Here is a 23,071-nt window from a genome sequence, read left to right on the forward strand (position 1 = left end):
CCCTTCGATTTCTTCTTCACCTTGCGCATGCGCACACAGGCCACCGCTCTGGTGCTGGCGGCCTGCGCCTCGGGCGCCTGGGCCATTCCCACGTTTGACGAGGTGCGCGCGGACTTCAAGCCCTCGGACACCCTGATCCTCTCGCGCGAAGGCGAGGTGCTGCAGCGCTTGCGCACCGACGCCACCGTGCGGCGTGGCCAGTGGGTGCCACTGGCCGATGTGTCGCCCGCGTTGCGCCAGGCGCTGGTGCTGAGCGAGGACAAGCGCTTTTTTGAACACAGCGGCGTGGACTGGCGTGCTGCGTCGGCCGCCGCCTGGGGCAACCTGTGGAACCAGCGCACACGCGGGGCCAGCACCATCACCATGCAGCTCGCGGGCCTGCTGGACGGGGACTGGCGCCAGGGCCCCGGGGGGCGCACGGTGGTGCAGAAGGTCGGCCAGACCGTGGCCGCCCAGGTATTGGACCGGCGCTGGCGCAAGGACCAGATCCTGGAGGCGTACCTCAACCTGGTGCCGTTTCGCAGCGAGCTGGTGGGCATCGATGCCCTGAGCCGCACTCTGTTTGACAAGGCGGCCCACGGCCTGGACGACCGCGAAGCCGCGGTGGCAGCGGCCCTGGTGCGCGCACCCAACGCAAGGCCTGCGCTGGTGGCACAGCGTGCCTGCGGCGTGCTGCGCGACATGCAGCAACGCCCCTCCACCCCCGCCTCGCCCGCTGCACCGGCGGTGCGCGTGGACTGCGATGCGCTGGATCTGTTCACCACGGCCGCATTACAACGCCGCGCTTTTGATGCCAGCGAGGGTGTGGCGCCGCACTTTGCACGCTACCTTCTGCGCCAGCGGGACAAGGACAGCGCTGTGCCCGAGCGGGTGGCCACCACCCTGCGCGCGCCGTTGCAGCGTTTTGCGATGCAGAGCCTGCAGCAGCACCTGCGCGAGTTGCGCGGGCGCCATGTGGAAGACGGCGCGGTACTGGTGCTGGACAACGCCACGGGCGCGGTGCTGGCCTGGGTGGGGTCATCCGGCCAGCTCAGCCAGGCCAGCGAGGTCGATGGGGTGCTGGCGCTGCGCCAGCCGGGCTCCACGCTCAAGCCGTTCTTGTACGCCCAGGCGATTGCAGAGCGGCGGCTCACGGCGGCCTCGCTGGTGGAGGACTCGCCCGCGCAGATCACCACGGCGGGCGGGCTCTACATTCCGCAAAACTACGACCGCCAGTTCAAGGGCTGGGTGTCGGTGCGCACGGCACTGGCGGCGTCGCTCAACGTGCCCGCCGTGCGCACGCTGGTCATGGTCACGCCCGATGCGTTCCACCGGCAGCTCGGGGCCATGGGATTGCCGCTGCGTGAAAGTGGCGACTACTTTGGCTACAGCCTGGCACTGGGCAGCCCCGAGGTACCGCTGCTGCACCTGACCAATGCCTATCGCACGCTCGCCAACGGCGGGCGGGCGAGTCCTGTTGCAGTCACGCTCGCCAATGGCGGGCGGGTGAGCGCCGCGGCCCCGGCCATCGACCCACGCGCTGCCTACATCGTGGGTGACATCATGTCCGACGGCAATGCACGCGCCCGCACCTTCGGCACCGACAGCGTGTTGGCCACCCGTTTCTGGACGGCGGTGAAAACCGGCACCAGCAAGGACATGCGCGACAACTGGGCGGTGGGCTGGTCCGAGCGCTACACGGTGGGTGTGTGGGTAGGCAATGCCAGTGGCGCGGCCATGCACGAGGTCAGCGGCACCAGTGGTGCGGCGCCCATCTGGGCAGCGGTGATGGGCTTTCTGCACGCCCGCGAGCCCAGCCGGGCCCCCAAGGCCCCTGGGGGTCTGGTCAGGGCGGCTGTGCGGTTTGGTCCGGGCCAGCCGCCCTCTGCAGGCGTGCTCCAGCCGCTGGAGGCTGCGCGCGACGAATGGTTTGTGCCTGGCACACAGCAGTCTTTGTTTGCTATTGATTCAATAGCTTCCGAGCCATATTCCACTAGCGCATCTGGCCAAAAAGTCTCCAAAAACGCTGCCTCGACCCCTATGGCGCTTCCTGCCGGTGCCTCTGCCCGCATCACCGCCCCGGCGTCCGGCACGGTGATCGCGCTGGACCCGGACATCCCGCCGATGCGCCAGCGCCTGCAGTTCACCGCCACCGGCGATGCCGTGCAGTGGCGGCTGGACGGCAAAACCCTGGGCCGGGGGCCTCGGGTGGCCTGGATGCCGTGGCCTGGGCGGCATGTCGTGCAGATCACCGATGCCCAGGGCAAGGTGCTGGACGAAGTCCGGCTGGAGGTGCGTGGTGCCGGTGTGGTGGCGGCGCCCCCCCGGGCAGGTGCGCATTGACGCTGACAAATCCGAGGAATACGGTGTGAATTCGGGCCAAGTCCCGGTTCAGGCGACTGTTTAAAATAGTTACAAACTATCTCTATGCCCTCGCTTCGCCAGTTTTTCTCTCACCGCCTGATCTGGCTGGCTTTGCTGGTGGCTTTGGGTATTGGGGCATTGTTCGCCCGCACCATCTGGACCATTCGCAACGACGAGTGGAGCTACGCGGTGCAAACCAACGCCAACCTGGCCCGCACCCTGGAGCAGGGCCTGGCCTGGTCGCTGGACTCGTTCGATAAATCCCTGGAGGGCGTGGCCCGCGAGGTGTCGCGCCCGGAGGTGTGGGCGTTGCCCCCCGACCTGCGCTCGCGGGTGGTGTTTGACAACTCGCTGCGCGCGCGCGGCGCGGGTGATGTGCTGGTGCTGGACGCGCAAGGCAATGTCATCCTGGACTCGGGCTCCAATGCCCCCCGCCGGGTCAACTTTGCCGACCGCGACTACTTTCTGGCTTTCCGCGATCGGGGCGAACAGGGGCTGTTCTTCGGCAAGCCTGTGCCTTCGCGGGTGACGGGCCTGAACATCCTGCCCATCTCGCGGGGCTACTACAACGCAGACGGCAGCTTTGCCGGGGTAGTGGTCGGCGCCATCCGCCTGAGCTACTTCAACGAACTGTTCGGCTCGCTGGACCTGGGCCCGAACAGCGGTATCAACATGTTCCGTCAGGACGGGGTGGTGATCTCCCGCTTCCCGTACGGTGATTCGGATGTGGGCAAAACGATTGCCGGCTCCCCCAACCTGCTGCGCTTTCAGAAGGAGGGCACGGGTTCTTTTGTGGGCAAGGCGGCGCTCGACGGCGTGGAGCGCCTCTACTCCTTCCGGCCTGTGGGCAACTACCCGCTGATCCTGAACGTGGCGCAGTCCACAGAGACCATCCTGGCCAAGTGGAGCAGCAGTGCCTGGGTGTTGGGGGGCTTCGCCGTGCTGCTGATGCTGGGAAGCCTGGGGCTGGCCCTGATGTTTGTGCGCGAGCTCCTGCTGCGCCAGCAGGTGTCCGCGCGCCTGGCCGAGGCCGAACACGACCTGCGCACGACGCTCGACAACGTGCCCTCGATGATTGCCTACTGGGATGCCAGCATGCACAACCGCTTTGCCAACCGTGCGGCGCTGGAGGAGTTCGGCACCTACCCGGCACCGGTGCGGGACCGCCATATCAGCGAGCTGCTCAGCGAGGCCCGCTACGCGGCCAGCAAGCCCAATTACGACTTGGCGTTGGCAGGAATGCCACAGCGCTTTGAGCGGACGGACGAGGACGCACGGGGTCAGCCGCGTCACAGCATCGTCTCGTACCTGCCTGACACCGATGCGCGCGGCGTGGTCACCGGGCTCTTTGTGCAAGTGACGGACATCACCGAGCGCAAGCGCATGGAGAACGAGCTGTTCGACGAGAAAGAGCGCGTACGCCTCACCCTGCAATCCATCGGCGATGCCGTGGTCTGCTCGGACGCCAAAGGCATGGTGACCTACCTCAACCCCGTGGCCGAACGCCTCACGGGCTGGCAGGCGTTTGATGCGGCCGGGCACAACGCAGACGAAGTGGTCAGCCTGCGTTGCCCCGACAACGACGAACCCTTGCCCAACACCTTGCGCACCGCGATTCAGCAAGGCGCGGCCACAGAGCCCGTGCGGGGCGTGCTGGTACACCGCACCAGCGGCCAGCGCTTCCAGGTGGAGGAGACGGCCAGTGCCATCACCGACCGCCATGGCGCGGTGACGGGCGCGGTGGCGGTGCTGCGCGATGTGACCGAGGCCGTGGCCATGGCCGAGCGCATGTCCCACCTCGCGCAATATGACGCGCTCACCGACCTGCCCAACCGCGTGCTGCTGCAGGACCGCGCCCATCTGGCCATGGCCCAGGCACGGCGTGACGGCAAGTCTCTGGCGGTGATGTATCTGGACCTCGATGGCTTCAAGGAAGTCAACGACCGCCTGGGCCACGATGTGGGCGATGTCCTGCTGGTGCAGTTTGCCCAGCGCCTGCAGGCAGCGGTGCGTGCGTCCGACACGGTGTGCCGGCAGGGGGGCGATGAGTTTGTGGTGCTGCTGCCGGGGCTGGATGGGGTGGAGCCCGCCTGCCTGGTGGCGCGCAAGATCCTGGCGGCCTGTGACGCAGCGTTTGATCTGGCTGGGCAGCCGGTGCGGGTGGGCGTGAGCGGCGGCATTGCGCTGTTCCCGCAGCACGGCAGCACGTTCGATGAGCTGTCGCGCCATGCTGACGGCGCCATGTATGCGGCCAAACGCGGCGGGCGCATGCGCTTCATGCTGTACCAGGGCCCGGATGCCGATCCCGAGGTGGTGTTGCCCGAGCCCTCTCAAGTGGCCGCGGCCCAGTAGTCCACCTGCTGGTGTCGGGCGTCCGGGTGGCACGGCACTGTCCGTCGCTGGAAATTTGTTGCAAGCCGTCGAAAAAATTTTGATGGCTGGCCCCCGCGCCACCGCCTACCATTCGGCGCATTCCCCATCCTGGAGAGCCTGCGTGCCCAATCTGTCCAAAATCACCTGCATCGAAGACCTGCGTGCCGTCGCCCAGCGCCGTGTGCCGCGCATGTTTTATGACTACGCCGATTCGGGCTCGTACACCGAGGGCACCTACCGCGCCAACGAGAGCGACTTCCAGCGCATCAAGCTGCGCCAGCGCGTGGCCGTGAACATGGAAGGCCGCACCACCCGCACCACCATTGTGGGCCAGGACGTGGCCATGCCCGTGGCCATTGCACCCACCGGCCTCACCGGCATGCAACATGCCGACGGCGAGATCCTGGGGGCCAAGGCGGCCAAGGCGTTTGGAATCCCGTTCACCCTCTCGACCATGAGCATCTGCTCCATCGAAGACGTGGCCGAACACACGGGCCGCCACCCGTTCTGGTTCCAGGTGTATGTGATGCGGGACCGCGACTTCATCGAACGCCTGATCGACCGCGCCAAGGCGGCCAACTGCTCGGCGCTGCAGCTCACGCTCGATCTGCAGATCCTGGGCCAGCGCCACAAGGACATCAAGAACGGCCTCTCGGCCCCGCCCAAGCCCACCATCGCCAACCTCATCAACCTGGCCACCAAGCCGCGCTGGTGCATGGGCATGCTGGGCACAAAACGCCGCAGCTTTGGCAACATCGTGGGCCACGCCAAGGGTGTGGGCGACCTGTCGTCGCTGTCGTCGTGGACGGCCGAGCAGTTCGACCCGCAGCTCAACTGGGGCGATGTGGAGTGGATCAAGAAGCGCTGGGGCGGCAAGCTGATCCTCAAAGGCATCATGGACGCCGAAGATGCGCGCCTGGCCGTCAACAGCGGTGCCGACGCACTGATCGTCAGCAACCACGGTGGGCGCCAGCTCGATGGCGCGCCATCCTCCATTGCCGCACTGCCAGGCATTGCCGCAGCAGCGGGCAAGAACATCGAGGTGTGGATGGACGGCGGCATCCGCAGCGGGCAGGACGTGCTCAAGGCCCGAGCTTTGGGCGCGCAGGGCACGCTGATCGGCCGCAGCTTCTTGTACGGCCTGGGTGCCTACGGCGAGGCGGGCGTGACGCGTGCGCTGCAGATCATCCAGAAAGAGCTGGACATCACCATGGCGTTCTGTGGCCATACCAACATCAACAACGTTGATTCGTCGATCCTGCTGCCCGGTACCTTTCCCACGGCCTGAGCGGCTGAAAGCCCTTTACCGCGCGGCCGTCGTCGGCGCCGGCAGGCGTTTGAGCGTGGCCAGGTAGGCCACCACGTCCTCGCGGCCCTGCGCATCGTCGAGCTGGTAGTCCATGCCCTGGCCGGGGATCAGTGCCTCGGGGTCGGTCAGCCAGGCCTTGAGCGTGGCACGCGTCCACAGCAGCTTGCTTGCACGCAGCGCGGGCGAGTAGTCAAAATCCTTCAGTGCGCCCGCGCGGCGCCCCACCACGCCCCGGTGCGCCGGGCCGTCTCCGTGCTGGTCCGGGCTGTGGCAGCTGCTGCAATGCGCCGCGTACAGCGCAGCGCCACGCTCCACCGACTGGGCTGCAGCAGGACTGTGGGCCCCCCACACCAAGGTGGCCGCAACGGCAACCCAATGAACAGTGAACAGTGGGCGAGGCAGAGGCATGACGGGCAGCATGGGGTGGAAAGCGCAAGCGTTGTGGGCGTAGGTGACTCTTGCAGTACGGACGATCCCGCCGCCTGGATTCATGCCCGTCGCGGTTGGAGTGCCCGATACCCCGACTACACCAATTTGCCGAGCCAGGGCACTGTTTTTGTGCCCGGCTGCATCCAAAGTGCCTGCAGTGGCGTATTCACACACAGCAAAGCCCCGCAGGCACCTCCCACCCAACCAATCCCCGAGAATGGGCGCATGAGCACCCTCCACCCAGACCGTGAACTGATGGACCTCCTAGACCGCATCGCCGCGCAGGACGACTCCGCGCTGAAAAAGCTGTACGAGCGCGCCTCGTCGCAGCTTTTTGGCCTGGCCCTGCGCATCGTCCGCAACCGCGATGCGGCGGAGGATGTGCTGCAGGAGGCGTTTTTGACCATCTGGCGCGGCGCGGGCAACTACCGCGCATCGCTGAGTCCGCCCATGGCGTGGATGGGTTTGATCGTGCGCAGCCGGGCGCTGGATGCCCTGCGCAAGCGCACCACCGACCGGTCCGATCTGATGAACGAGCTGGATGACGAGATGGCGCAGACGCTGGAGGGCGATACGCCCAACCCCATGGACGCCGCCGATGCCAGCGAGCAGGCCTTTGCGCTGCACCACTGTCTGGGAAAGCTCGATCACAAGCAGCGCGAGGTAGTGAGCCTGGCCTACCTACGCGACCAGAGCCACGGCGAGCTGGCCGAGCAACTCAAGCTGCCGCTTGGCACCGTCAAGACCTGGATCCGCCGGGGCCTGGAACAGCTGCGCACCTGCATGGCGCGTTTTGCGTGAGGTTGCCATGAACATTACCCGACACCCCGAACTGCTCGACCGCCTGGCTGCCAGCTACGCCCTGGGCACACTGCGTGGCGGCGCCCGCCGCCGATTTGAAAGCCTGGCCCGCGAACACGCCACCGTGCGCGCTGCCGCGCTGGTCTGGCAGACCCGCTGGTCCGGCCTGACCGAGTTGCAGTCCGCCATCCACCCCGCGCCCGCCGTGTGGACGCGCATCGACAACCTGGTGCAGGCCGACCGGGCTGCGTCTGCCATGCAGGCTGCCCGTGTGCACCAGGCCGCAGAGGCCCCCAGCGGCTGGTGGCGCAACCTGCTGGTGTGGCGCGGTGCGGCGGCTGCGGGCGCCATCGCCACGCTGGCGGCTGTGGTGGTGGGCGTTCAGGTCAATGGTGGCCTGCGTGCCACCACCGGCGCGCAGATCGCCGCACTGCAGCAACAACTGCAAGCCACACCCCAGATCCAGTACGTGGCGGTGCTGGCCGATGACAAGGCCGACGCGTCGATGCTGGTGACGTTCGACCCCAAGAACAACCAGCTCGTGCTGCAGCGCGTGGGCGGTTTCCAGGAGGGTGCGGACAAGTCCTTGCAACTGTGGGCGCTGCCGCCCGCTGGCGGCCCGCGCTCATTGGGCGTGCTGGGGCAGGACAAGCTGCTCAAGCTGGTGGCCCAGGAGGGCGATGTGAAAGAAGTCCCCACGCTGGCCATCAGTCTGGAGCCCAAGGGGGGTGTGCCCAGCGCCACAGGCCCGACCGGGCCGGTGCTGTTCAAGGGCACTCTGATCCGCAAGGCCACCTGACACCCGGGTTCCAGGCGGTGGCGTACAGGTCTGGAAGAACCGGTGGCAAAAGAAAAGAATAGTCGCCACCGTTGAATCCACGGGTTTCTCTTCGTCGTATTCAAGGTGGGGTGCTTGGCACCCCACCATCCACCTACGAGGAGATCCCCATGCCATTGAAAAAAATCAGTCTGGCCGTGCTGGCTGTTCTGGCTGCCAGCGCAGCGGGCGTCAGTCTGGCGTCCAGCCACCGCGAGGCGCCGTTCATCACGACCCAGCCCAAGGTTGACGGCAGTGACTTCTACCTGTTCAACAGCTACGAACCGGGTCGAGCGGGTTTTGTCACCATGATCGCCAACTACCTGCCGCTGCAGGATGCCTATGGCGGCCCCAACTACTTCAGCCTGGACTCGAATGCGCTGTACGAGATCCACATCGACAACAACGGCGACGCAGCGGAGGACATCACCTTTCAGTTCCGCTTCAAGAACACGCTGAACAATGGTGGCAACGGCATCACGCTCGATATCGGTCCTGATGGTGCTCGCAAGAAGGTGGCGATCCCGCTGCGCAACGCCGGTGGCATCAGCGGCGCAGCGGGCGACCCGCTGGCATACCGTGAAGAGTACGAGATGTTCATCGTGCGCGGTGACCGCCGTACCGGCAAGCGCGAGCAGATCACCATGGCCGGTGGTGGCACCACCTTCACCAAGCCCATCGACTACATCGGTGAAAAATCGCTGGGCAATGCGGCCGCCTACGACGCCTATGCCGGCAAGTATGTGTATGGCATCAACATCCCCGGCTGCGCGACCCCCGGCAAGGTGTTTGTGGGCCAGCGGCAGGACCCGTTCCCGGTGTCGTTGGGCACCATCTTTGATCTGGTGAATGCACCTGCCGCCGTCATCACCAGCGAGTCGAATGCTGCGGCCTTCGGCGCGGGCCAGATTGCCAATAAGAACGTGACGTCGCTCGCGGTGGAAGTGCCCACCAACTGCCTCACGGCGGCATCGGGCGAGAAGGTCATTGGCGGCTGGACCACTGCCAGCCTGCGCCAGGCCCGCTTGCTCAATGGCAAGCCAGACTCGGGCCTGCAGGCCAGCGAGAAGGCCGGTGGCGCATGGACGCAGGTCTCGCGCCTGGGCATGCCGCTGGTCAACGAGGTGGTGATTGGCCTCAAGGACAAGGACAAGTTCAACGCGTCCAAGCCCAAGGATGATGCCGCCAACTTTGCGGACTACGTGACGCACCCCACGCTGCCCGCGCTGGTCGAGACGCTGTTTGGCGCCAAGGCCCCCACGAACTTCCCGCGCACCGACCTGATGACGGCCTTCCTCACGGGGCTGCCCACCGTCAATCGCCCCGGCAACATCACCGGCCTGGGTGCCGGCGGCCCCCTGGCCGAAATGCTGCGCTTGAACACGGGCATTGCCGCCACGGCTGCGGCTGCGCAGAACTCGCTGGGGGTGGTGGCAGGGGATGCGGCCGGCTTCCCGAACGGCCGCCGCTTGGGCGACGACGTGGTGGACGTATCGCTGCGCGTGGCCATGGGGGCGCTGTGCACGGTGACGGGTGCCACGGACACGCTCAAGGTGGGCTGCAAGCCGGGTGATGCCCCGGCAGGAGGGGTAGCGTTTGTGGACGGCTCGCGCACCAAGGCGACCGACTACCGTACGGCGTTTCCGTATGTGAACCCACCGCTGCCCGGTGCCAAGAACTTCTGATCCGAAGGAGCCACACCATGCAAAAGAACCTTCGGATTCAGCACCTGGCCCTTACTTCGGTGGCGGCATTGGCCATCACCGGTTGCGGCGGTGGGGGTAGCGGCGACAACACGGCAGACCCTGGCAATGGGGGCCCCGTGATGGTGAATGCGTTCGCGTATGTGCAGCCCATTGTGGCCAGCGGCGCTTCGGACACCGCGGAGCCTCAGGCGGTTGACCAGCTGGTGCTGTCCAGCACCGAGGCTGAAGAGCCCGATTCGCGGCTCTGACCCCCGCGCGATGTCCTGGCTGCGCCCTGAAGGGGTGTGGCCAGGGCGTGCGTGGGTGATTGTGTCTCTTTCGATATCCGCTGTTGTCACGAGCCCATGAAGAAACCTCATCGCTGTGTGTGCGTGGCCTTGTGCCTGGTGCTCTGGGCGGGCACGGCCCTGGCGGCCTTGCCGCAGGACTTGCCACCTGGCCTCAATGCCGATGTGGTCGAGCGTCTGCCGGAGCGTGTGAGCGCAGCCCCCGCCACGCCCCAGGCCGCCGCCACCACGGCCCGGCGCTGGATCACGCTGTCACGCGAGACGGCGGACCCGCGTTACCTGGGCCGGGCACAGGCGGCCCTGGCACGCTGGTGGGGCCAGGCAGGCGCCCCGGCCGATCTGCTGGTGTTGCAGGCCACCGTAGAGCAAGGGCGCCATGAATTTTCAGCAGCGCGCGCCACGCTGGAGCGCGCCTTGCAAACCAACCCCGCACAGGTGCAGGGCTGGCTCACGCTGGCCACGCTGGAGCGTGTGGCCGCGCGCTATGAGGCCGCCGAGGCCGCCTGCCGCAACGTAGCCCGCCACGGTGCTGCGCTGTATGCCACCGCCTGTCTGCTCGAAACCCGTTCACTGCAAGGCCAGCACGATGCCGCACGCAATGGCTTCACCGCGCTGCTGCAGCAGGTGGCGGCGGATGCTGCCCAGCGGGCCTGGATCGGGTCGCTGCTGGCCGAGAGCGAAGAGCGCGCAGGGCGCGATGACGCTGCCGACGCGGCCTACCGCCGCAGCCTGGCCGATGCCCCCGACGGCTACACCGCGCTGGCCTATGCCGACCAGCTGTTGCGCCGCAATCGTGCGAGCGCCGCGCTGGAGGTGCTCAGGCACCAGCCCGACAGCGACTCCGTGCTGCTGCGGCGCGCGCAGGCCTTGCGGCTGATGGGGGACGCCGCGTGGCAGCCCCTGGTGCGCGACCTGGAAGCGCGTTTTGCCGCCATCGCGGCGCGCGGAGAGGGGCTGGACGCCCACGCCCGGGAGCGTGCCTTGCTGGCGCTGTGGTTGCAGGGGCAACCCGCCGCCGCATGGAAGGCGGCCCGCACCAACCTTGCCCTGCAAAAAGAGCCACTCGACTGGTGGCTTGCACTGCAGACCTCTGAGCAGTCGGGCGATGCTGCTGCCCACCAGGCCGTGCGGCAGGCCCTGCAGCAAGCAGGACTGCAAGACCTGCGCCTGGCGCGCTGGCAGACCCGGGGAGCCCAATGATGCGCTGCATGCACTGGTTAACGGGCCTCCTGCGCCCACACGGGCGTTCCCTGCGGGCCATGGTGGCTGTCGCGTTGACTGCCGCAGCACTGGCGCCCAGCGCCTGGGCCCACAAGGCCAGCGACGCCTATCTGCGGGTGACGAATGCGCTGGCACCCCAGGGCACTGCAGGGGCGGGCGCATCGATAGGCCTTGTGCTGTCGGTGGCCTTGAAGGATGTAGATGCCGCGCTGGAGCAGCTCGATGCCGATGGCGACCGCCAGCTCACATGGGGCGAGGTGCGACAGTCCGTGCCCGCCATCGTCCAGTGGGTGGGCCAGGGCATGTTGTGGCAGTGCGACGGCACGGCGACGGTGCCTGCCTGGCGCTTTGAAGCGTTGGAGCAGCGCACCGATGGGCGTTACGCGCGGCTGGCTGCCACGCTGCCCTGTGCGCCAGCCCAGGCGGTCACCCTGCGCTACGGCCTGATGCAGGGCATCGACCCCACACACCGCCTGCTGGTGGGCGGCGCGTTGAGCGGCCAGACGCTGGCAGCCGTGCTGGCCCCTGACGGGCGCTCCGGCACCGACCTGCGCTCTGCAGGCAGCCGCGCCGGACAAGCGGGGCCAGACGGTGCAGAAGGTGCTCAAGGCACGGACGCAACAGTGCCCGGCGCCCCACGCGGCGGGGTGGCCACGCTGCTGCACTTTGTGACCGAAGGGGTGCACCACATCCTGTCTGGCTACGACCACCTGGCCTTTTTGCTGGCACTGTTGCTGCCCATATCCTTGGCGCAGCCGCAGCCGCAGCCGCAGCCGCAGCCGCAGCCGCAGCCGCAGCCGCAGCCGCAGCCCCGCCACCGCGATCTGCCATTGCACACGGAGTCCGGCACAACACCGATCGCTGAAACCCTGGCCTCCGGCGCCAGGGACCGCTTCGCCGGGATCAAGGCGCTCCTGCTCACGGTGACTTGTTTCACCGTGGGCCATTCCATCACCTTGGCACTGGCAGGCCTGGGCTGGGTCACCGTGTCGGGCAACTGGGTGGAGCCCGCCATTGCCATCAGCATCGGCATCTCGGCGTTGCTGAACCTGTTTCCCGTCCAAGGCCTGCGCAGTAGCTGGCTTGCTCTGGGCTTTGGTCTGGTGCACGGGCTGGGTTTTTCCGGGGTGCTGGTTGAAGCTGGCGTGGCGGGGGCTTCGCTGTTGTGGGCCCTGGCGGGGTTCAACCTGGGGGTCGAAGTGGGCCAGCTGATGGTGGTCGCCCTGTGGTGCGCGGTTTCGGTGGCATTGGCGCGCAGGGCGTGGTACCGCTCGGTGGTGGTGCGTGGGGGCTCCGTCGCGTTGCTGGTGCTGTCGCTGTACTGGACCGTGCAGCGCCTTGCCTTCGCTGGCTGACGAGAACGGTGGCCAGTCCGTCGTGGAGGGCCAGACCCTGATCAGGCGCTAAAGACCCTTTGCGGCACTCTGGATTCACATCTGGACGTCGCCCGTGTGCGTAATGACGCTGTCGTAGCAATTATTTACAAACATGAGGAGCGCCCCATGAAGAGTCCCCTTTCCATCGCCGTGCTGGCTGGCGTTGCACTGACCTGCAGTGCGGCCCAGGCCGATACCGGCAAGCTGCTGCTCACCGGTGGTGTCAGCACCATCGCCGGATCGGCGGGCGGCGGGCTGACCCCCTGGGCAGTGATTGGCAGCAACGCCACCGAGGGCGAGGTGGGTGTCAGCGCCTATGCCACCCGTGCTGCGACCCAGGATTACAGCCTGAACGGCTATGGCGTGGCCCTGGGGCTGCACGACCGCCTGGAGCTGTCGCTGGCGCGCCAGGACTTTGATGCCTCGCCCGCGATCGCGCTCAACGGCATTGCGCCGTTTGGCGTGACACCCGGCCAGCACATCAAGATGGACGTGCTCGGCATCAAGCTCAAGGTGGCGGGCGACGCGGTGCTCAACAGCGACAGCTGGATGCCCCAGATTGCGGTGGGGCTGGAGCACAAGCAGGTGCACCCGGGCTCCCTCAGGTCGGTGCTGGACTTTCTGGGCACCAAAACCAGCGGCACCGATGTGTATGTGAGCGCCACCAAGCTGCTGCTGGCGCAAAGCGTGCTGGTCAACGGCACGCTGCGCTACACCAACGCCAACCAGAACGGCCTGCTGGGCTTTGGCTCGGCTGCGCCTGGCAAGAACAGCCGCAGCCTGCAGCCCGAATTCTCGGTGGCGTACCTGATCAACAAGAACCTGGCGGTGGGCGCCGAATACCGCTTCAAGCCCAACAACCTGCAGGCGCTGGGCGCTGCGGCCGGCCTGGGTGCTGCACTGCGCGAAGACGACTGGAAGGACATCTTTGTGGCCTGGGCGCCCAGCAAGAACGTGTCATTCACGCTCGCCTATGTGGACCTGGGCCGCATCGTGCCCGGCATCACCCAAAACCGCCGCCAGACGGGCTACTACCTGTCGGCCCAAGTCGCTTTCTGAGGAGATTTTCATGACCCACTCCAAAAACCTCATCGCCCTGGCCATCGCCCTGAGCGGCTTGCTGGCTGCCTCGGCCTTTGCGCAGACCGCTGCGGCGCCGGTGGCGAACACTGCAGCCCCTGTAGCCCCTGCCGGCCTGTACCAGGCCCTGGGCGAAAAGCCTGGCATCACCCGCCTGGTGGACGATTTTGTGAACCGTGTGGTCAAGGACCCGCGCATCGGCAGCCACTTCAAGGACACGAAACCAGCCGCCCTCAAGGAGAGCCTGACCGAGCAGTTTTGCCAGTTGAGCGGGGGCCCTTGCAAATATGAAGGCGCTGACATGAAATCGGCCCATGCCGACATGGACATCAACAAGGGCCACTTCAACGCCCTGGTGGAGGTGCTGCAAAGCGCCATGGATGCCCAGGGCATACCGTTCGCTCAACAAAACCGCCTGCTGGCCTTGTTGGCGCCCATGCACCGTGACGTGATCACCAAGCGGTAAGACAATGAAAAACGCTATATTTTTGATAGCTGTTAGCGCAATATTCACTAACGCTTGGTCCGGAAATGTTCAAATTCAGGTGCTGGACCGCGAGGGCAAGCCGGTGCCCGACGCCGTGGTGGTGGTGTACCCCGGGGCCACCGCGGGCGCGGCCCCCAGCCTGCTGCAGCCCAGCCCCACCATTGAGCAGGAGCGCATGCGTTTTGTGCCTGCCGTCACCGTGGTGATGCCCGGCACCACCGTGCGTTTCACCAACCAGGACCGGTGGGATCACCATGTGCGCGGCAACCCTACAGGCGTGGCCGCTGCAGCGGCCCCTGCTGCGCCCGGTTCCAATTTTGAGCTGCGCCTGGCCGGCAAGGCCGACGGCAAGCCCGCCAACTTTGCGGACGTCAAACTCGACACCCCTGGCGTGGTGCTGCTGGGCTGCCACCTGCACGGTTCCATGCGCGGCCACGTGTTTGTGACCGATTCGGCCTGGACACTCAAGACCGACAACGATGGCATTGCCCGATTTGCCAGCGTGCCGGATGGCGCCGCACAGGTGCGCGTGTGGCACGCCGAGCAACTGGTGGACCTGCCGCGCAAGGCGCTGAATGTGGTGCCCGGCCCGGTGCTGGATACCGTGCAGCTCAGCGTGGTGCCACGGGTGCGTCGCGCACCGCCGGCTGCGCCCACCGGCCCTACCAACAGCCCCGGTGGGCCCATGGGGTCTTACAGCTAGGCGCCCGTCTCGCCTCCCCACGCACATCAGCACCCTGGCAGCTGACCCGCCACCACAGCGGGTGGTCCAAAGGGGGCGGGTCAGCAGGGCAGCGATTTTTGGGGGCGTGGTCCGTCGCCTGCTCTTTCGTCTGAGTGTCTGCGGGCGTCCCCCTGCGGGGCCGTCCACAGGCTCCCAAGTCAACCCGGCAGCTTGAGCCCGCCCGGCCCGGAGGGCACGGTGTTGGCGCTGCTCTTTTGGCTACCGGCCGTTGCACTGCCCACGTCCTGCTTCACGCTGCCAGGGGGTGCGTTCAGGTACAGGTACAGCGCCTGCGCATCCACATCGCTCAACTGACCCAGCGACTCGAAGGGCATCACCTGGATGGGTGTGCCGTCAGGCCGCTTGCCTGTGCGCAGCATGGCCACAAAGCTTGCGGCGTTGGGGTAGCGTGTCAGGGCGCTGTCGGCACTGTGTGTGCCAGGGCGGATGTCTGCTGCCGCAGGCCAGTCAGGCGGGCCGCCGGGGATTTTTCCGCCCGACAGGTCGGCACCATGGCAGCCGATGCACATGTTGGCCACATACTGACCATTGGCCAGCGTCACTCCGGCAGCCGTCGGCCGCGATGGGGCCAACTGGTGGTCAATGCGCGAGGCCGCGTCGGGAATCGCACCCAGCCCATACAGCACCCAGGCAGGGTGCGGCAGATCGATCACGGCCTGCGTGCCCTCCTTGGGGGGGAACTGGCGCACATACGACACCAGGGCGTTCAGGTCTTCGTTGGTGAAGCGGTTGTAGTCCTCGCTGGGCATGACCAGCACCGGGCGGCCATTGGGCTTGACGCCGTGGCGGATCACGCTGTTCCAGTCCTCGGGCTGGTAGCGCGCCACCACGCCAGCCGGTGTGATGTTGGGCCCCACGATGCGCGTGCCCTTGCCATCGTTGACGAACTCGCGGCCCGTGCCTTGTGCGCCATGGCAGTCGGTGCAGCCACGCGATGCATACAGATAGCGCCCACGTTCGATGGTCTGCGCATCGGTGGTGTAGGCCACGGGGCGGGGTTTGATGTCGATGTAGCGGTTGCGTTTTTGCTCGGCCAGGTACAGGCCGCTGGCGGCGGTGGCGACAACGATCACGCCCAGCAGCAGTGCGCTGCCTGCGGTCCATTTGATCCAGCGTTTCATGGTGGTATCCCTCTTCTTCGAATGGTGGCGGACGGGCTGAACGAATCAGCATGCCCAGGCGCCGGATTCTGAAGTCGAAGAAGCGGTTTGTGGCACCCCACCACCGCAGGGTATGGCGGGGCCGGTGACATTTGTCACAAACGGCCCGCCGGTGTGAGCAGGTGTAGCCTGTTCACACGCGCTCCATATCCTCTCAGCGCTCGATGGTCTTGTTCCAGCGCGCGTTCCACGCAGGGCGGTTGGCGTTCACGCTGTCCCAGTCCAGCGTCACGGCGTTTTTCATCCACTGGCTGATCTGCGCGACCTGGGCGGCACCTTCACCCACGGCCGGCGCCTTGGGGTTGGTGGGGATCTGCGCGCCAAACTGCAGCACGTTGGCCTGGGCCAGCGGGCTCAGCAGAAACTCTGCCAGCTTTTGCGCCAGTTCGGGCTCGCTGTTCTTGGCGATCACGCATTGGCCGGTCATCAGCACCACCGAGCCCTCCTTGGGCTGTGCGTATTCCACCGGAATGCCCTTGGCCTTCAAGGCCGCCACACTGGTCGGCGTGAGCGGGAAGATCGCCGCTTCACCCGTCTGCACCATCTCTGAAATCTTGGCCGAGCTGGGGATGTACTCCAGCACGTTGGGGCCGATGGTCTTGGCCCAGTTGTTGAAGCCAGGCTCCACGTTCTTGTCGTTGCCGCCCTGGATGCGGTTGAACATCAAGAAGCCGTGCAGCCCGAACGACGACGACGGCATGGACTGGAACACCACCTTGCCCTTGTACTTGGGGTCGGCAAAGTCCATCCACGACGTAGGCGCGGCCCAGCCCTTTTCGGCAAACATCTTGGTGTTGTAGGCGATGCCGGTCATGCCCAGGCTCACGCCACTGGCCAGGTCGTCCTTGAAGCGGGCGGCGGGGTAGATGTCGTTCAGATGCGGGTTGGGCTTTTGCTTTTCGCACAGGCCCATGCCCATGGCGCGCACCATGATGCCGTCGTCCAGAAACATCACGTGCATCTGCGGCTTGTCCTTGTTGGCCTGGGCCTTGGCCAGGATGTCCGAGGACGTGCCAGGCACCACCACCACCTTCACGCCATGCAGCTTCTCGAACGCCGGGAACACGTACTGCGTGTACGCCTTCTCCATCGTGCCGCCATTCATGCCGATGTACAGCGTTTTGGTCTGCGCGGTGGCGGTGCCTGCGGCGGCCACGGCGGTCAGTGCAGCGGCCGTCACAAGGGCGCGGCGGGTGCGGCTGGCAAAGCGGGGGGAGAAGGTCATGGTGGTTTCCTTTCTGGTGGGGAGGGGAGTTTTGTCGGTGGCAAACGGGGTCAGTGGGCAGCGGCAGTGCTGGCCACGTCAGCCACCGTCGTTGGGAGAAAGCGCTCAATCGCAAAGGCATCAATCGGCGTGGTGCTGCGGCCATCGCGTGCCAGCTCTGCCAGCACCTCGCCCACGCCGGGGCCAATCTGAAAGCCCGCACCCGCAAAGCCAAAGCCATGGATCAGGCCGGGCGTGGTGTGGCTCTTGCCCAGCACCGGCTGGCGGTCAGGCAGATAGCCTTCGGTGCCGCTCCAGGTGCGAATGAAGTGCGCGTTCTTGAGGGCGGGCAGCAGCTCCACCGCCTGCACTGCCAGGGTCGAGATGGCGCTGCGCTCGGAGCGGGCGCGGTCGGCATCCAGCGCCACACCTGCGCCGCCGCCCAGCACCAGATTGCCGCGCGCCACCTGTCGGCAGTAGATGCCGCCGCCTTCCACACCCATGCTCCAGTGCATGAAAAAGGGCAGGGGCTCGGTCACGGCCATGGCCGGATGGCCGGAGTGAATGGGCACGGCCTCGCCAAACTGCGCGGCCAGCGCACCGGCCCAGGCACCAGCGCAGTTGATGAGCACGGGCGCACGCACCGCCACGGTGGTGCCGGAGCGCACGGTAAACAGCTGCCCGTCGTGCTCCACCGAGGTCATTGGTGTGCGCTCCAGAATCTGCGCGCCCGCGCGCTTGGCCGCCAGCGCAAACGCGGGCGACACCAGGCGCGGGTTGGCCTGGCCGTCGTCGGGGCACAGCGAGCCACCCATGGCGCGCCCGCCCAGCCAAGGGCAGCGCTCGCGCAGCGTGGCGCCGGAGATCAGTTGAATGCCCAGGTCGAAGTCACGGCTCAGGTTGGCATAGGCTTCCAGCGCAGCCATGTCCGCCTCGCTGCGCCCGATCTTGAAGTGCCCGCTGCGTTGGTACTCGCCATCGGTGCCAACCAGCGCGGGCAGGTCGGCCCACACCTGGTGGGCGCGCTGCGCCAGCGGCAGCTGGCTCACAGGGCGGCCCTGGCGGCGCACGCCGCCATAGTTCACGCCGCTGGAGCGCGAGCCGCACAGGTCGCGCTCCAGCAGCACCACCGCCACACCTTTGCGGCGCAGTGCCAGTGCGGCCGATGCGCCCATGATGCCGCCGCCCACAATGGCGACGTCGGTGTCAATCGTTGGGGTTGCGGTCATGCGCGTGCCTCCGCCTGGGGTTGCAGGTGGATGGGGATGGGCTTGATGGGCGCCTGCCCACGCAGCCGTCCCACCTGATCGATAGGCTTGCCTGTGGCCTGGGCCAGGATTTCTGCAGCGGCCACACCGCACATGCGGCCCTGGCAGCGGCCCATGCCCACGCGGGTCAGGGCTTTAAGACGGTTCATCTCGTCTGCGCCCGCATCGCGGGCGCAGGCGCGCAGCTCACCGGCCGTGATGTTCTCGCAGCGGCACACCACCAGCGCGTCGGGCGCGTGGGCCGCCCAGTTGGTGGGGAAGGGGAAGGCGCGCTCCAGCCCTTGGCGGAAGGGCATCAAGCCCGTGAGCTTGCGTTCCAGCTCTGCAGCGCGTGCCTCGTCCACCTTCACACTGTGGTCGGCAAGCAGCGCCAGCGCAGCGCGCTCACCCGCCCATTCAGCCGCATCGGCGCCCATGATGCCCGCGCCATCCCCCGCCAGGTACACACCGGCCACGCTGGTGCGCCCTGCGCTGTCGCGCTCGGGCAGGTGGGCGCGGTGCATGGGCGCCCAGGCAAAGCGGCAGCCCAGCAGGTCTGCCAGTTGGGTTTCGGACCGAAGGGCGTAGCCAAAGCCCACGGCATCGCACTGCACGGTGTGCTCGTTCTGGCCGTCGGTCCACACCACGGCATTGACCCGTGTTTCGCCCTCCACGCGAACGGGCCGCACGCCGGTGTGCACCGCCACGCCGTGCGCGCGCAGCCAGCCCACGTAGTACATCCCTTTGGCCAGCACGGCGGGCTGCGTCAGCATGCCGGGCAGCGCGGCCAGTTGGTCGGCAAAGCGGGCGGTGTCGAGCACTGCGGCGACCTTGGTGCCCGCCTTGGCATATTGGTACGCCACCAGATACAGCAGCGGCCCGGTGCCCATCAGCACCACGTTGCGGCCAATGGTGCAGCCCTGGAACTTGAGCGCTACCTGCGCACCGCCCAGCGTGTACACGCCGGGCAGCGTCCAGCCTGGCATGGGCAGCACGCGGTCGGTGGCGCCGCTGGCCACGATAAGCTGGCCGTAGGGCACCGTGCGCGTGGTCTGTGTGGGGCCATGCAGCACATCGAGCTGGCCACCATGGGCGTTCCACACCAGGCTGTTGGGTTGGTAGTCGATGTGGGCGGCCAAGCCATCCAGCGTGCTGTGCAATGCCGTGGCGCGTGATGCTTCGGTGCCGTACAGCGTTTGCGGGCTACGGGCAAAGTGGGCGGGCGGGCGGCGGTAGATCTGCCCGCCGCCGCGCGCGGCCTCGTCGATCACCATGGGCCGCACACCATGAGCCACCAGGGTTTGCGCTGCACGGATGCCCGCAGGACCTGCGCCCACGATCACGGGTTGCAAGGTGGGGGCGGTCATGCGGCCCCTCCGGTAGTCAGCTGCATGCCCGTCTGGATGAAGGTGGCGCAAGACCGTAGGCGTTCGCCGGTAGCAGTCATCACCCAGCAGTCCTGGCACGCGCCCATCAGGCAAAAGCCTGCGCGCGGCTCGTGGCTGAATTCGTTGCGGCGCAATTGGGCGCGGTGAGTGAGGATGGCCGTGAGCACCGTGTCGCCTTCGAGCGCCGTGGCGGGTTCGCCATCGAGCAAGAAGGGCACGGGCGCGCGGTCTTTTTCGGCCACACGGTGGAGCTGGGCTGTGTTCACAGTCATGGAGGTCGTGCCCATTTATTTGCGCCCTACGAGTACGCGGTCCAAGCCGTACACCCGGTCGAGAATCACCATCGCGCAGGCCGTCAGGGCCACCATCAGTGCCGACACCGCAGCCATCAGCGGGTCGATCGACTCGGTGGCGTACATGTACATGCGCACCGGCAGCGTCACCGTGCTGGGCGAGGTGACAAAGATCGACATGGTCACTTCGTCAAAGCTGTTGATGAAGGCCAGCATCCAGCCGCCTGTCACGCCGGGCAGGATCATCGGCAGCGTGATGCGCGTGAACACCGTGGCCTGGCTGGCGCCCAGCGACAGGGCTGCGTGCTCGGCACTGCGGTCAAAGCCCACCAGCGCCGCCACCACCAGCCGCAGCGTGTAGGGCGTGACGATGAGCGCATGCGCAAACACCAGCCAGCCAAAGCTGCCTGTGCCACCCAGCAGCGCAAACAGGCGCAGCAGGGCGACGCCCAGCACCAGGTGCGGAATGATCAGCGGCGACAGAAACAGACCGTTGAGAAAGCCGCGCCCCGCAAACTCATAGCGCGTGATGGCAATGCCCGCAGGCACGGCCAGCACTGTGGCCAGCGTGGCCGAAGCCAGCGCCAGCCACAGGCTGTTCCAGAACGATTGCACAAAGTCCGAATGTTCGAACACCGCCTTGAACCAGCGCAGCGAGAACTCGGTGGTGGGCAGCGTCAGCGTGTTGTGCGGCGTGAACGCCACGATGCACACCACCAGCAGCGGGGCGAGCATGAAGGTGATGACCAGCGCGTTGAACGCGAGGGCCAAAGGTCCGTTCTTCTGCATAACTTCAGCCCAACGCTTTCTTGTACCGGCCCTCAACCAGTCGGTTGTAGCTCAGCATCACCACCAGGTTGGCCACCAGCAGCGTCAGCGCAATGGCGGCGCCCAGGGGCCAGTTCAGCTCGTGCAGGTACTCGTCGTACACCACCGTGGCCACCATCTTCAGCCGCCGCCCGCCCAGCAGGCCGGGAATGGCAAACGAGCTGGCCGCCAGGCCGAACACGATGAGGCTGCCGGACAGGATGCCAGGCAGTACCTGCGGCAACACAATGCGCCGCAGCGTCGTGAAGGGCGAGGCCTGCAGCGACAGCGCTGCGTTTTCCACACCGGGGTCTAGCTTCTGCAGCGAGGTCCATACGGGGATCACCATGAAGGGCAGCATCACATGCACCAGGGCGATGACCACCGCGATCTCTGTGTAGAGCATCTTCACCGGGCCGATGCCAACGAGTTGCAGCGCGCCATTCACCAGCCCCTCGGGGCCCAGCAGCATGCTCCAGCCAAAAGCCCGCACCACCACCGACACCAGCAGCGGCGCGAGCACCACCAGCAGCAGGATGGAACGCCAAGGGTTGCCCATGCGGCTCAGGATGTAGGCCTCGGGTGCGCCAATGGCCACGCAGATCAGCGTAACCAGCCCCGCAATCCAGAACGTGCGCCAGAAGATGGTGTGGTAATACGAATCGGTGAACACATGGGCGTAATGCTCCAGCGTGAACTCACCCGCCTTCACCCCGGTGGCCGGGTCGAACGCGTTGAACGACAGCACGGCCGTGAGCGCCAGCGGCACCAGCAGCAGCACCGTGAACAGCACCAGCGCCGGGCCTGACAGCCACCAGGGCGCAGCCTTTTTGTGCAGTAAGGTGGTGGCCAGGCTCATGGCGCCACCTCGGCGGAGGTGTCTTCGGCCTCCAGCTCGGCCAGGGCAGTTTCATCGGCGGGCAGCAGGCGCATGCAGTGGTCGGGCCAGTCCACGCCAGTGCGCTCGCCCTCGGCCAGCGCAGCGCGGCCGTCGTTGGGCGCCAGCACCATCAGGTCGCCCACGGGGGTGCCCACACTGTACAGCCACTGGCTGCCCAGGAAGAACCGCTCGCACACCTGGCCATCCATCCGGCCCTGCACGGCGGGCACCAGTTGCACTTTTTCAGGCCGCACGCTCAGCAGCACGGCGGCGCCGGGGCGGTAGCGGGCACCGTCCACCTCCATCGTGAGGGCGCCCACCTTCACCTGCGTGTGCGTGCCATTGGCATGCGTTACCTGGCCGGGCAGCAGGTTGGCCTTGCCCACAAAGGTGGAGATGAAGCGCGTGCGCGGGTGCTCGTACACGCGATGCGGGTGATCGATCTGCGTGGCGCGGCCGGCCTCCATCACCACCACGCGGTCGCTGATGGACATGGCCTCGCTCTGGTCGTGCGTGACCATGATGGTGGTGGTGCCCACCTTGCGCTGGATTTGCCGCAGCTCAAACTGCATTTCCTCGCGCAGCTTGGCGTCGAGGTTGGACAGGGGCTCGTCCAGCAGCAGAACGGGCGGCTCGATCACCAGTGCACGGGCCAGTGCCACGCGCTGGCGCTGGCCGCCAGACAGCTCGCGCGGGTAGCGCGTGGCGTGCTTTTCCAGGTGCACCAGCGCCAGCGCCTGGGCCACGCGCTCGGCGCGTTCGGCCTTGGGCACCTTGCGCATCTCCAGCCCAAAGCTCACGTTGGCCGCCACCGTCATGTGCGGGAACAGCGCATAGCTCTGGAACACGATGCCCAGCCCGCGCGTGTTGGCCTTGGCGTGGGTGATGTCCTTGCCATCGAGCTCGATGCGCCCGCTGGTCACCGCCTCGAACCCCGCCACCATCTGCAGCGTGGTCGTCTTGCCGCAGCCCGACGGGCCCAGCAACGACACAAATTCACCCTTTTGCACCGTGAGGTTCATGGACTGCACCGCGCAGGTGCTGCCATAGAACTTGGTCACATCCGTGAGCTTGAGAAACGACATGGCGAAAGCCTTTCCGGTGGTGGCATCGCACGG

At 66.7% G+C, this 23,071-nt stretch carries 21 protein-coding genes; 12 read left to right on the top strand and 9 right to left on the bottom strand.

Annotation, left to right across the window (positions count from 1 at the left end; translation table 11 throughout):
* Positions 1 to 27: 27 nt before the first annotated feature.
* The 3 genes from pbpC (at position 28) to IB236_RS02245 (ending at position 6,004) form a co-directional block, all read left to right on the top strand.
* A complete protein-coding gene (gene pbpC / locus IB236_RS02235; RefSeq protein WP_192418958.1) occupies positions 28 to 2,322 on the top strand; it encodes a penicillin-binding protein 1C in 2,295 nt (764 codons plus the stop codon).
* A gap of 84 nt (positions 2,323 to 2,406) precedes the next feature.
* Positions 2,407 to 4,695: a diguanylate cyclase domain-containing protein gene (locus tag IB236_RS02240; RefSeq protein ID WP_056061211.1), complete on the top strand. Its 2,289-nt coding sequence runs from the start codon at positions 2,407 to 2,409 to the stop codon at positions 4,693 to 4,695.
* Positions 4,696 to 4,837: 142 nt separating this feature from the next.
* Positions 4,838 to 6,004: an alpha-hydroxy acid oxidase gene (locus IB236_RS02245; RefSeq protein WP_192418593.1), complete on the top strand. Its 1,167-nt coding sequence runs from the start codon at positions 4,838 to 4,840 to the stop codon at positions 6,002 to 6,004.
* Positions 6,005 to 6,019: 15 nt separating this feature from the next.
* Here the strand turns inward: IB236_RS02245 and IB236_RS02250 are convergent, their stop codons facing one another.
* Positions 6,020 to 6,433 carry a cytochrome c family protein gene (locus tag IB236_RS02250; protein ID WP_225580903.1) on the bottom strand — a complete coding sequence of 138 codons (414 nt, stop codon included), beginning with the start codon at positions 6,431 to 6,433 and terminating at the stop codon, positions 6,020 to 6,022.
* Positions 6,434 to 6,679: 246 nt separating this feature from the next.
* Here IB236_RS02250 and IB236_RS02255 point away from each other — a divergent pair, with 246 nt between their 5' ends.
* The 9 genes from IB236_RS02255 (at position 6,680) to IB236_RS02295 (ending at position 14,932) form a co-directional block, all read left to right on the top strand.
* Positions 6,680 to 7,255, top strand: a complete 576-nt coding sequence (locus IB236_RS02255; RefSeq protein WP_056747526.1) for an RNA polymerase sigma factor — start codon at positions 6,680 to 6,682, stop codon at positions 7,253 to 7,255.
* 7 nt (positions 7,256 to 7,262) lie between these two features.
* Positions 7,263 to 8,054: an anti-sigma factor domain-containing protein gene (locus IB236_RS02260; RefSeq protein ID WP_192418595.1), complete on the top strand. Its 792-nt coding sequence runs from the start codon at positions 7,263 to 7,265 to the stop codon at positions 8,052 to 8,054.
* A 149-nt stretch (positions 8,055 to 8,203) separates the two neighbouring features.
* The gene (locus IB236_RS02265) at positions 8,204 to 9,757 is read left to right on the top strand and encodes a DUF4331 domain-containing protein (protein ID WP_056061224.1); all 1,554 of its coding nucleotides are present in this window, start codon (positions 8,204 to 8,206) and stop codon (positions 9,755 to 9,757) included.
* A gap of 17 nt (positions 9,758 to 9,774) precedes the next feature.
* On the top strand, positions 9,775 to 10,026 hold the full coding sequence (locus tag IB236_RS02270; RefSeq protein WP_108499985.1) for a hypothetical protein: 252 nt from the start codon (positions 9,775 to 9,777) through the stop codon (positions 10,024 to 10,026).
* Between the two features lie 96 nt (positions 10,027 to 10,122).
* The gene (locus IB236_RS02275; protein WP_192418597.1) at positions 10,123 to 11,265 is read left to right on the top strand and encodes a hypothetical protein; all 1,143 of its coding nucleotides are present in this window, start codon (positions 10,123 to 10,125) and stop codon (positions 11,263 to 11,265) included.
* A gap of 8 nt (positions 11,266 to 11,273) precedes the next feature.
* The gene (locus tag IB236_RS02280; RefSeq protein ID WP_192418599.1) at positions 11,274 to 12,641 is read left to right on the top strand and encodes a HupE/UreJ family protein; all 1,368 of its coding nucleotides are present in this window, start codon (positions 11,274 to 11,276) and stop codon (positions 12,639 to 12,641) included.
* A gap of 147 nt (positions 12,642 to 12,788) precedes the next feature.
* The gene (locus IB236_RS02285; protein WP_192418601.1) at positions 12,789 to 13,721 is read left to right on the top strand and encodes a DUF3034 family protein; all 933 of its coding nucleotides are present in this window, start codon (positions 12,789 to 12,791) and stop codon (positions 13,719 to 13,721) included.
* Positions 13,722 to 13,731: 10 nt separating this feature from the next.
* Positions 13,732 to 14,208: a group 1 truncated hemoglobin gene (locus tag IB236_RS02290; protein WP_192418603.1), complete on the top strand. Its 477-nt coding sequence runs from the start codon at positions 13,732 to 13,734 to the stop codon at positions 14,206 to 14,208.
* A gap of 79 nt (positions 14,209 to 14,287) precedes the next feature.
* Positions 14,288 to 14,932 (top strand): plastocyanin, encoded by a 645-nt coding sequence (locus IB236_RS02295; RefSeq protein WP_192418605.1) that lies wholly within the window; start codon positions 14,288 to 14,290, stop codon positions 14,930 to 14,932.
* Positions 14,933 to 15,111: 179 nt separating this feature from the next.
* Here the strand turns inward: IB236_RS02295 and IB236_RS02300 are convergent, their stop codons facing one another.
* From IB236_RS02300 to IB236_RS02335, 8 genes are all read right to left on the bottom strand, one after another.
* The gene (locus IB236_RS02300) at positions 15,112 to 16,095 is read right to left on the bottom strand and encodes a c-type cytochrome (RefSeq protein ID WP_192418606.1); all 984 of its coding nucleotides are present in this window, start codon (positions 16,093 to 16,095) and stop codon (positions 15,112 to 15,114) included.
* Between the two features lie 193 nt (positions 16,096 to 16,288).
* The gene (locus tag IB236_RS02305; protein WP_099729658.1) at positions 16,289 to 17,359 is read right to left on the bottom strand and encodes an ABC transporter substrate-binding protein; all 1,071 of its coding nucleotides are present in this window, start codon (positions 17,357 to 17,359) and stop codon (positions 16,289 to 16,291) included.
* A gap of 50 nt (positions 17,360 to 17,409) precedes the next feature.
* Positions 17,410 to 18,567 carry an FAD-binding oxidoreductase gene (locus IB236_RS02310; protein ID WP_192418607.1) on the bottom strand — a complete coding sequence of 386 codons (1,158 nt, stop codon included), beginning with the start codon at positions 18,565 to 18,567 and terminating at the stop codon, positions 17,410 to 17,412.
* Positions 18,564 to 19,952 carry an FAD/NAD(P)-binding oxidoreductase gene (locus tag IB236_RS02315; protein ID WP_192418608.1) on the bottom strand — a complete coding sequence of 463 codons (1,389 nt, stop codon included), beginning with the start codon at positions 19,950 to 19,952 and terminating at the stop codon, positions 18,564 to 18,566. The genes IB236_RS02310 and IB236_RS02315 overlap by 4 nt, the downstream gene beginning before the upstream one ends.
* Entirely contained in the window at positions 19,949 to 20,245 is a 297-nt protein-coding gene (locus tag IB236_RS02320) for a (2Fe-2S)-binding protein (protein WP_225580905.1), read from the bottom strand. Before IB236_RS02320 ends, IB236_RS02315 begins: the two co-directional genes overlap by 4 nt.
* Before the next feature lie 15 nt (positions 20,246 to 20,260).
* The gene (locus tag IB236_RS02325; protein ID WP_056061258.1) at positions 20,261 to 21,055 is read right to left on the bottom strand and encodes an ABC transporter permease; all 795 of its coding nucleotides are present in this window, start codon (positions 21,053 to 21,055) and stop codon (positions 20,261 to 20,263) included.
* 4 nt (positions 21,056 to 21,059) lie between these two features.
* Complete coding sequence (locus IB236_RS02330) at positions 21,060 to 21,932, bottom strand: ABC transporter permease (RefSeq protein WP_056747537.1); 873 nt, start codon at positions 21,930 to 21,932, stop codon at positions 21,060 to 21,062.
* Positions 21,929 to 23,038 carry an ABC transporter ATP-binding protein gene (locus IB236_RS02335; protein WP_192418610.1) on the bottom strand — a complete coding sequence of 370 codons (1,110 nt, stop codon included), beginning with the start codon at positions 23,036 to 23,038 and terminating at the stop codon, positions 21,929 to 21,931. Before IB236_RS02335 ends, IB236_RS02330 begins: the two co-directional genes overlap by 4 nt.
* Between the last annotated feature and the right edge of the window lie 33 nt (positions 23,039 to 23,071).

It is taken from the genome of Acidovorax sp. ACV02, assembly GCF_014851475.1.
GTDB lineage: Bacteria > Pseudomonadota > Gammaproteobacteria > Burkholderiales > Burkholderiaceae_C > Acidovorax > Acidovorax delafieldii.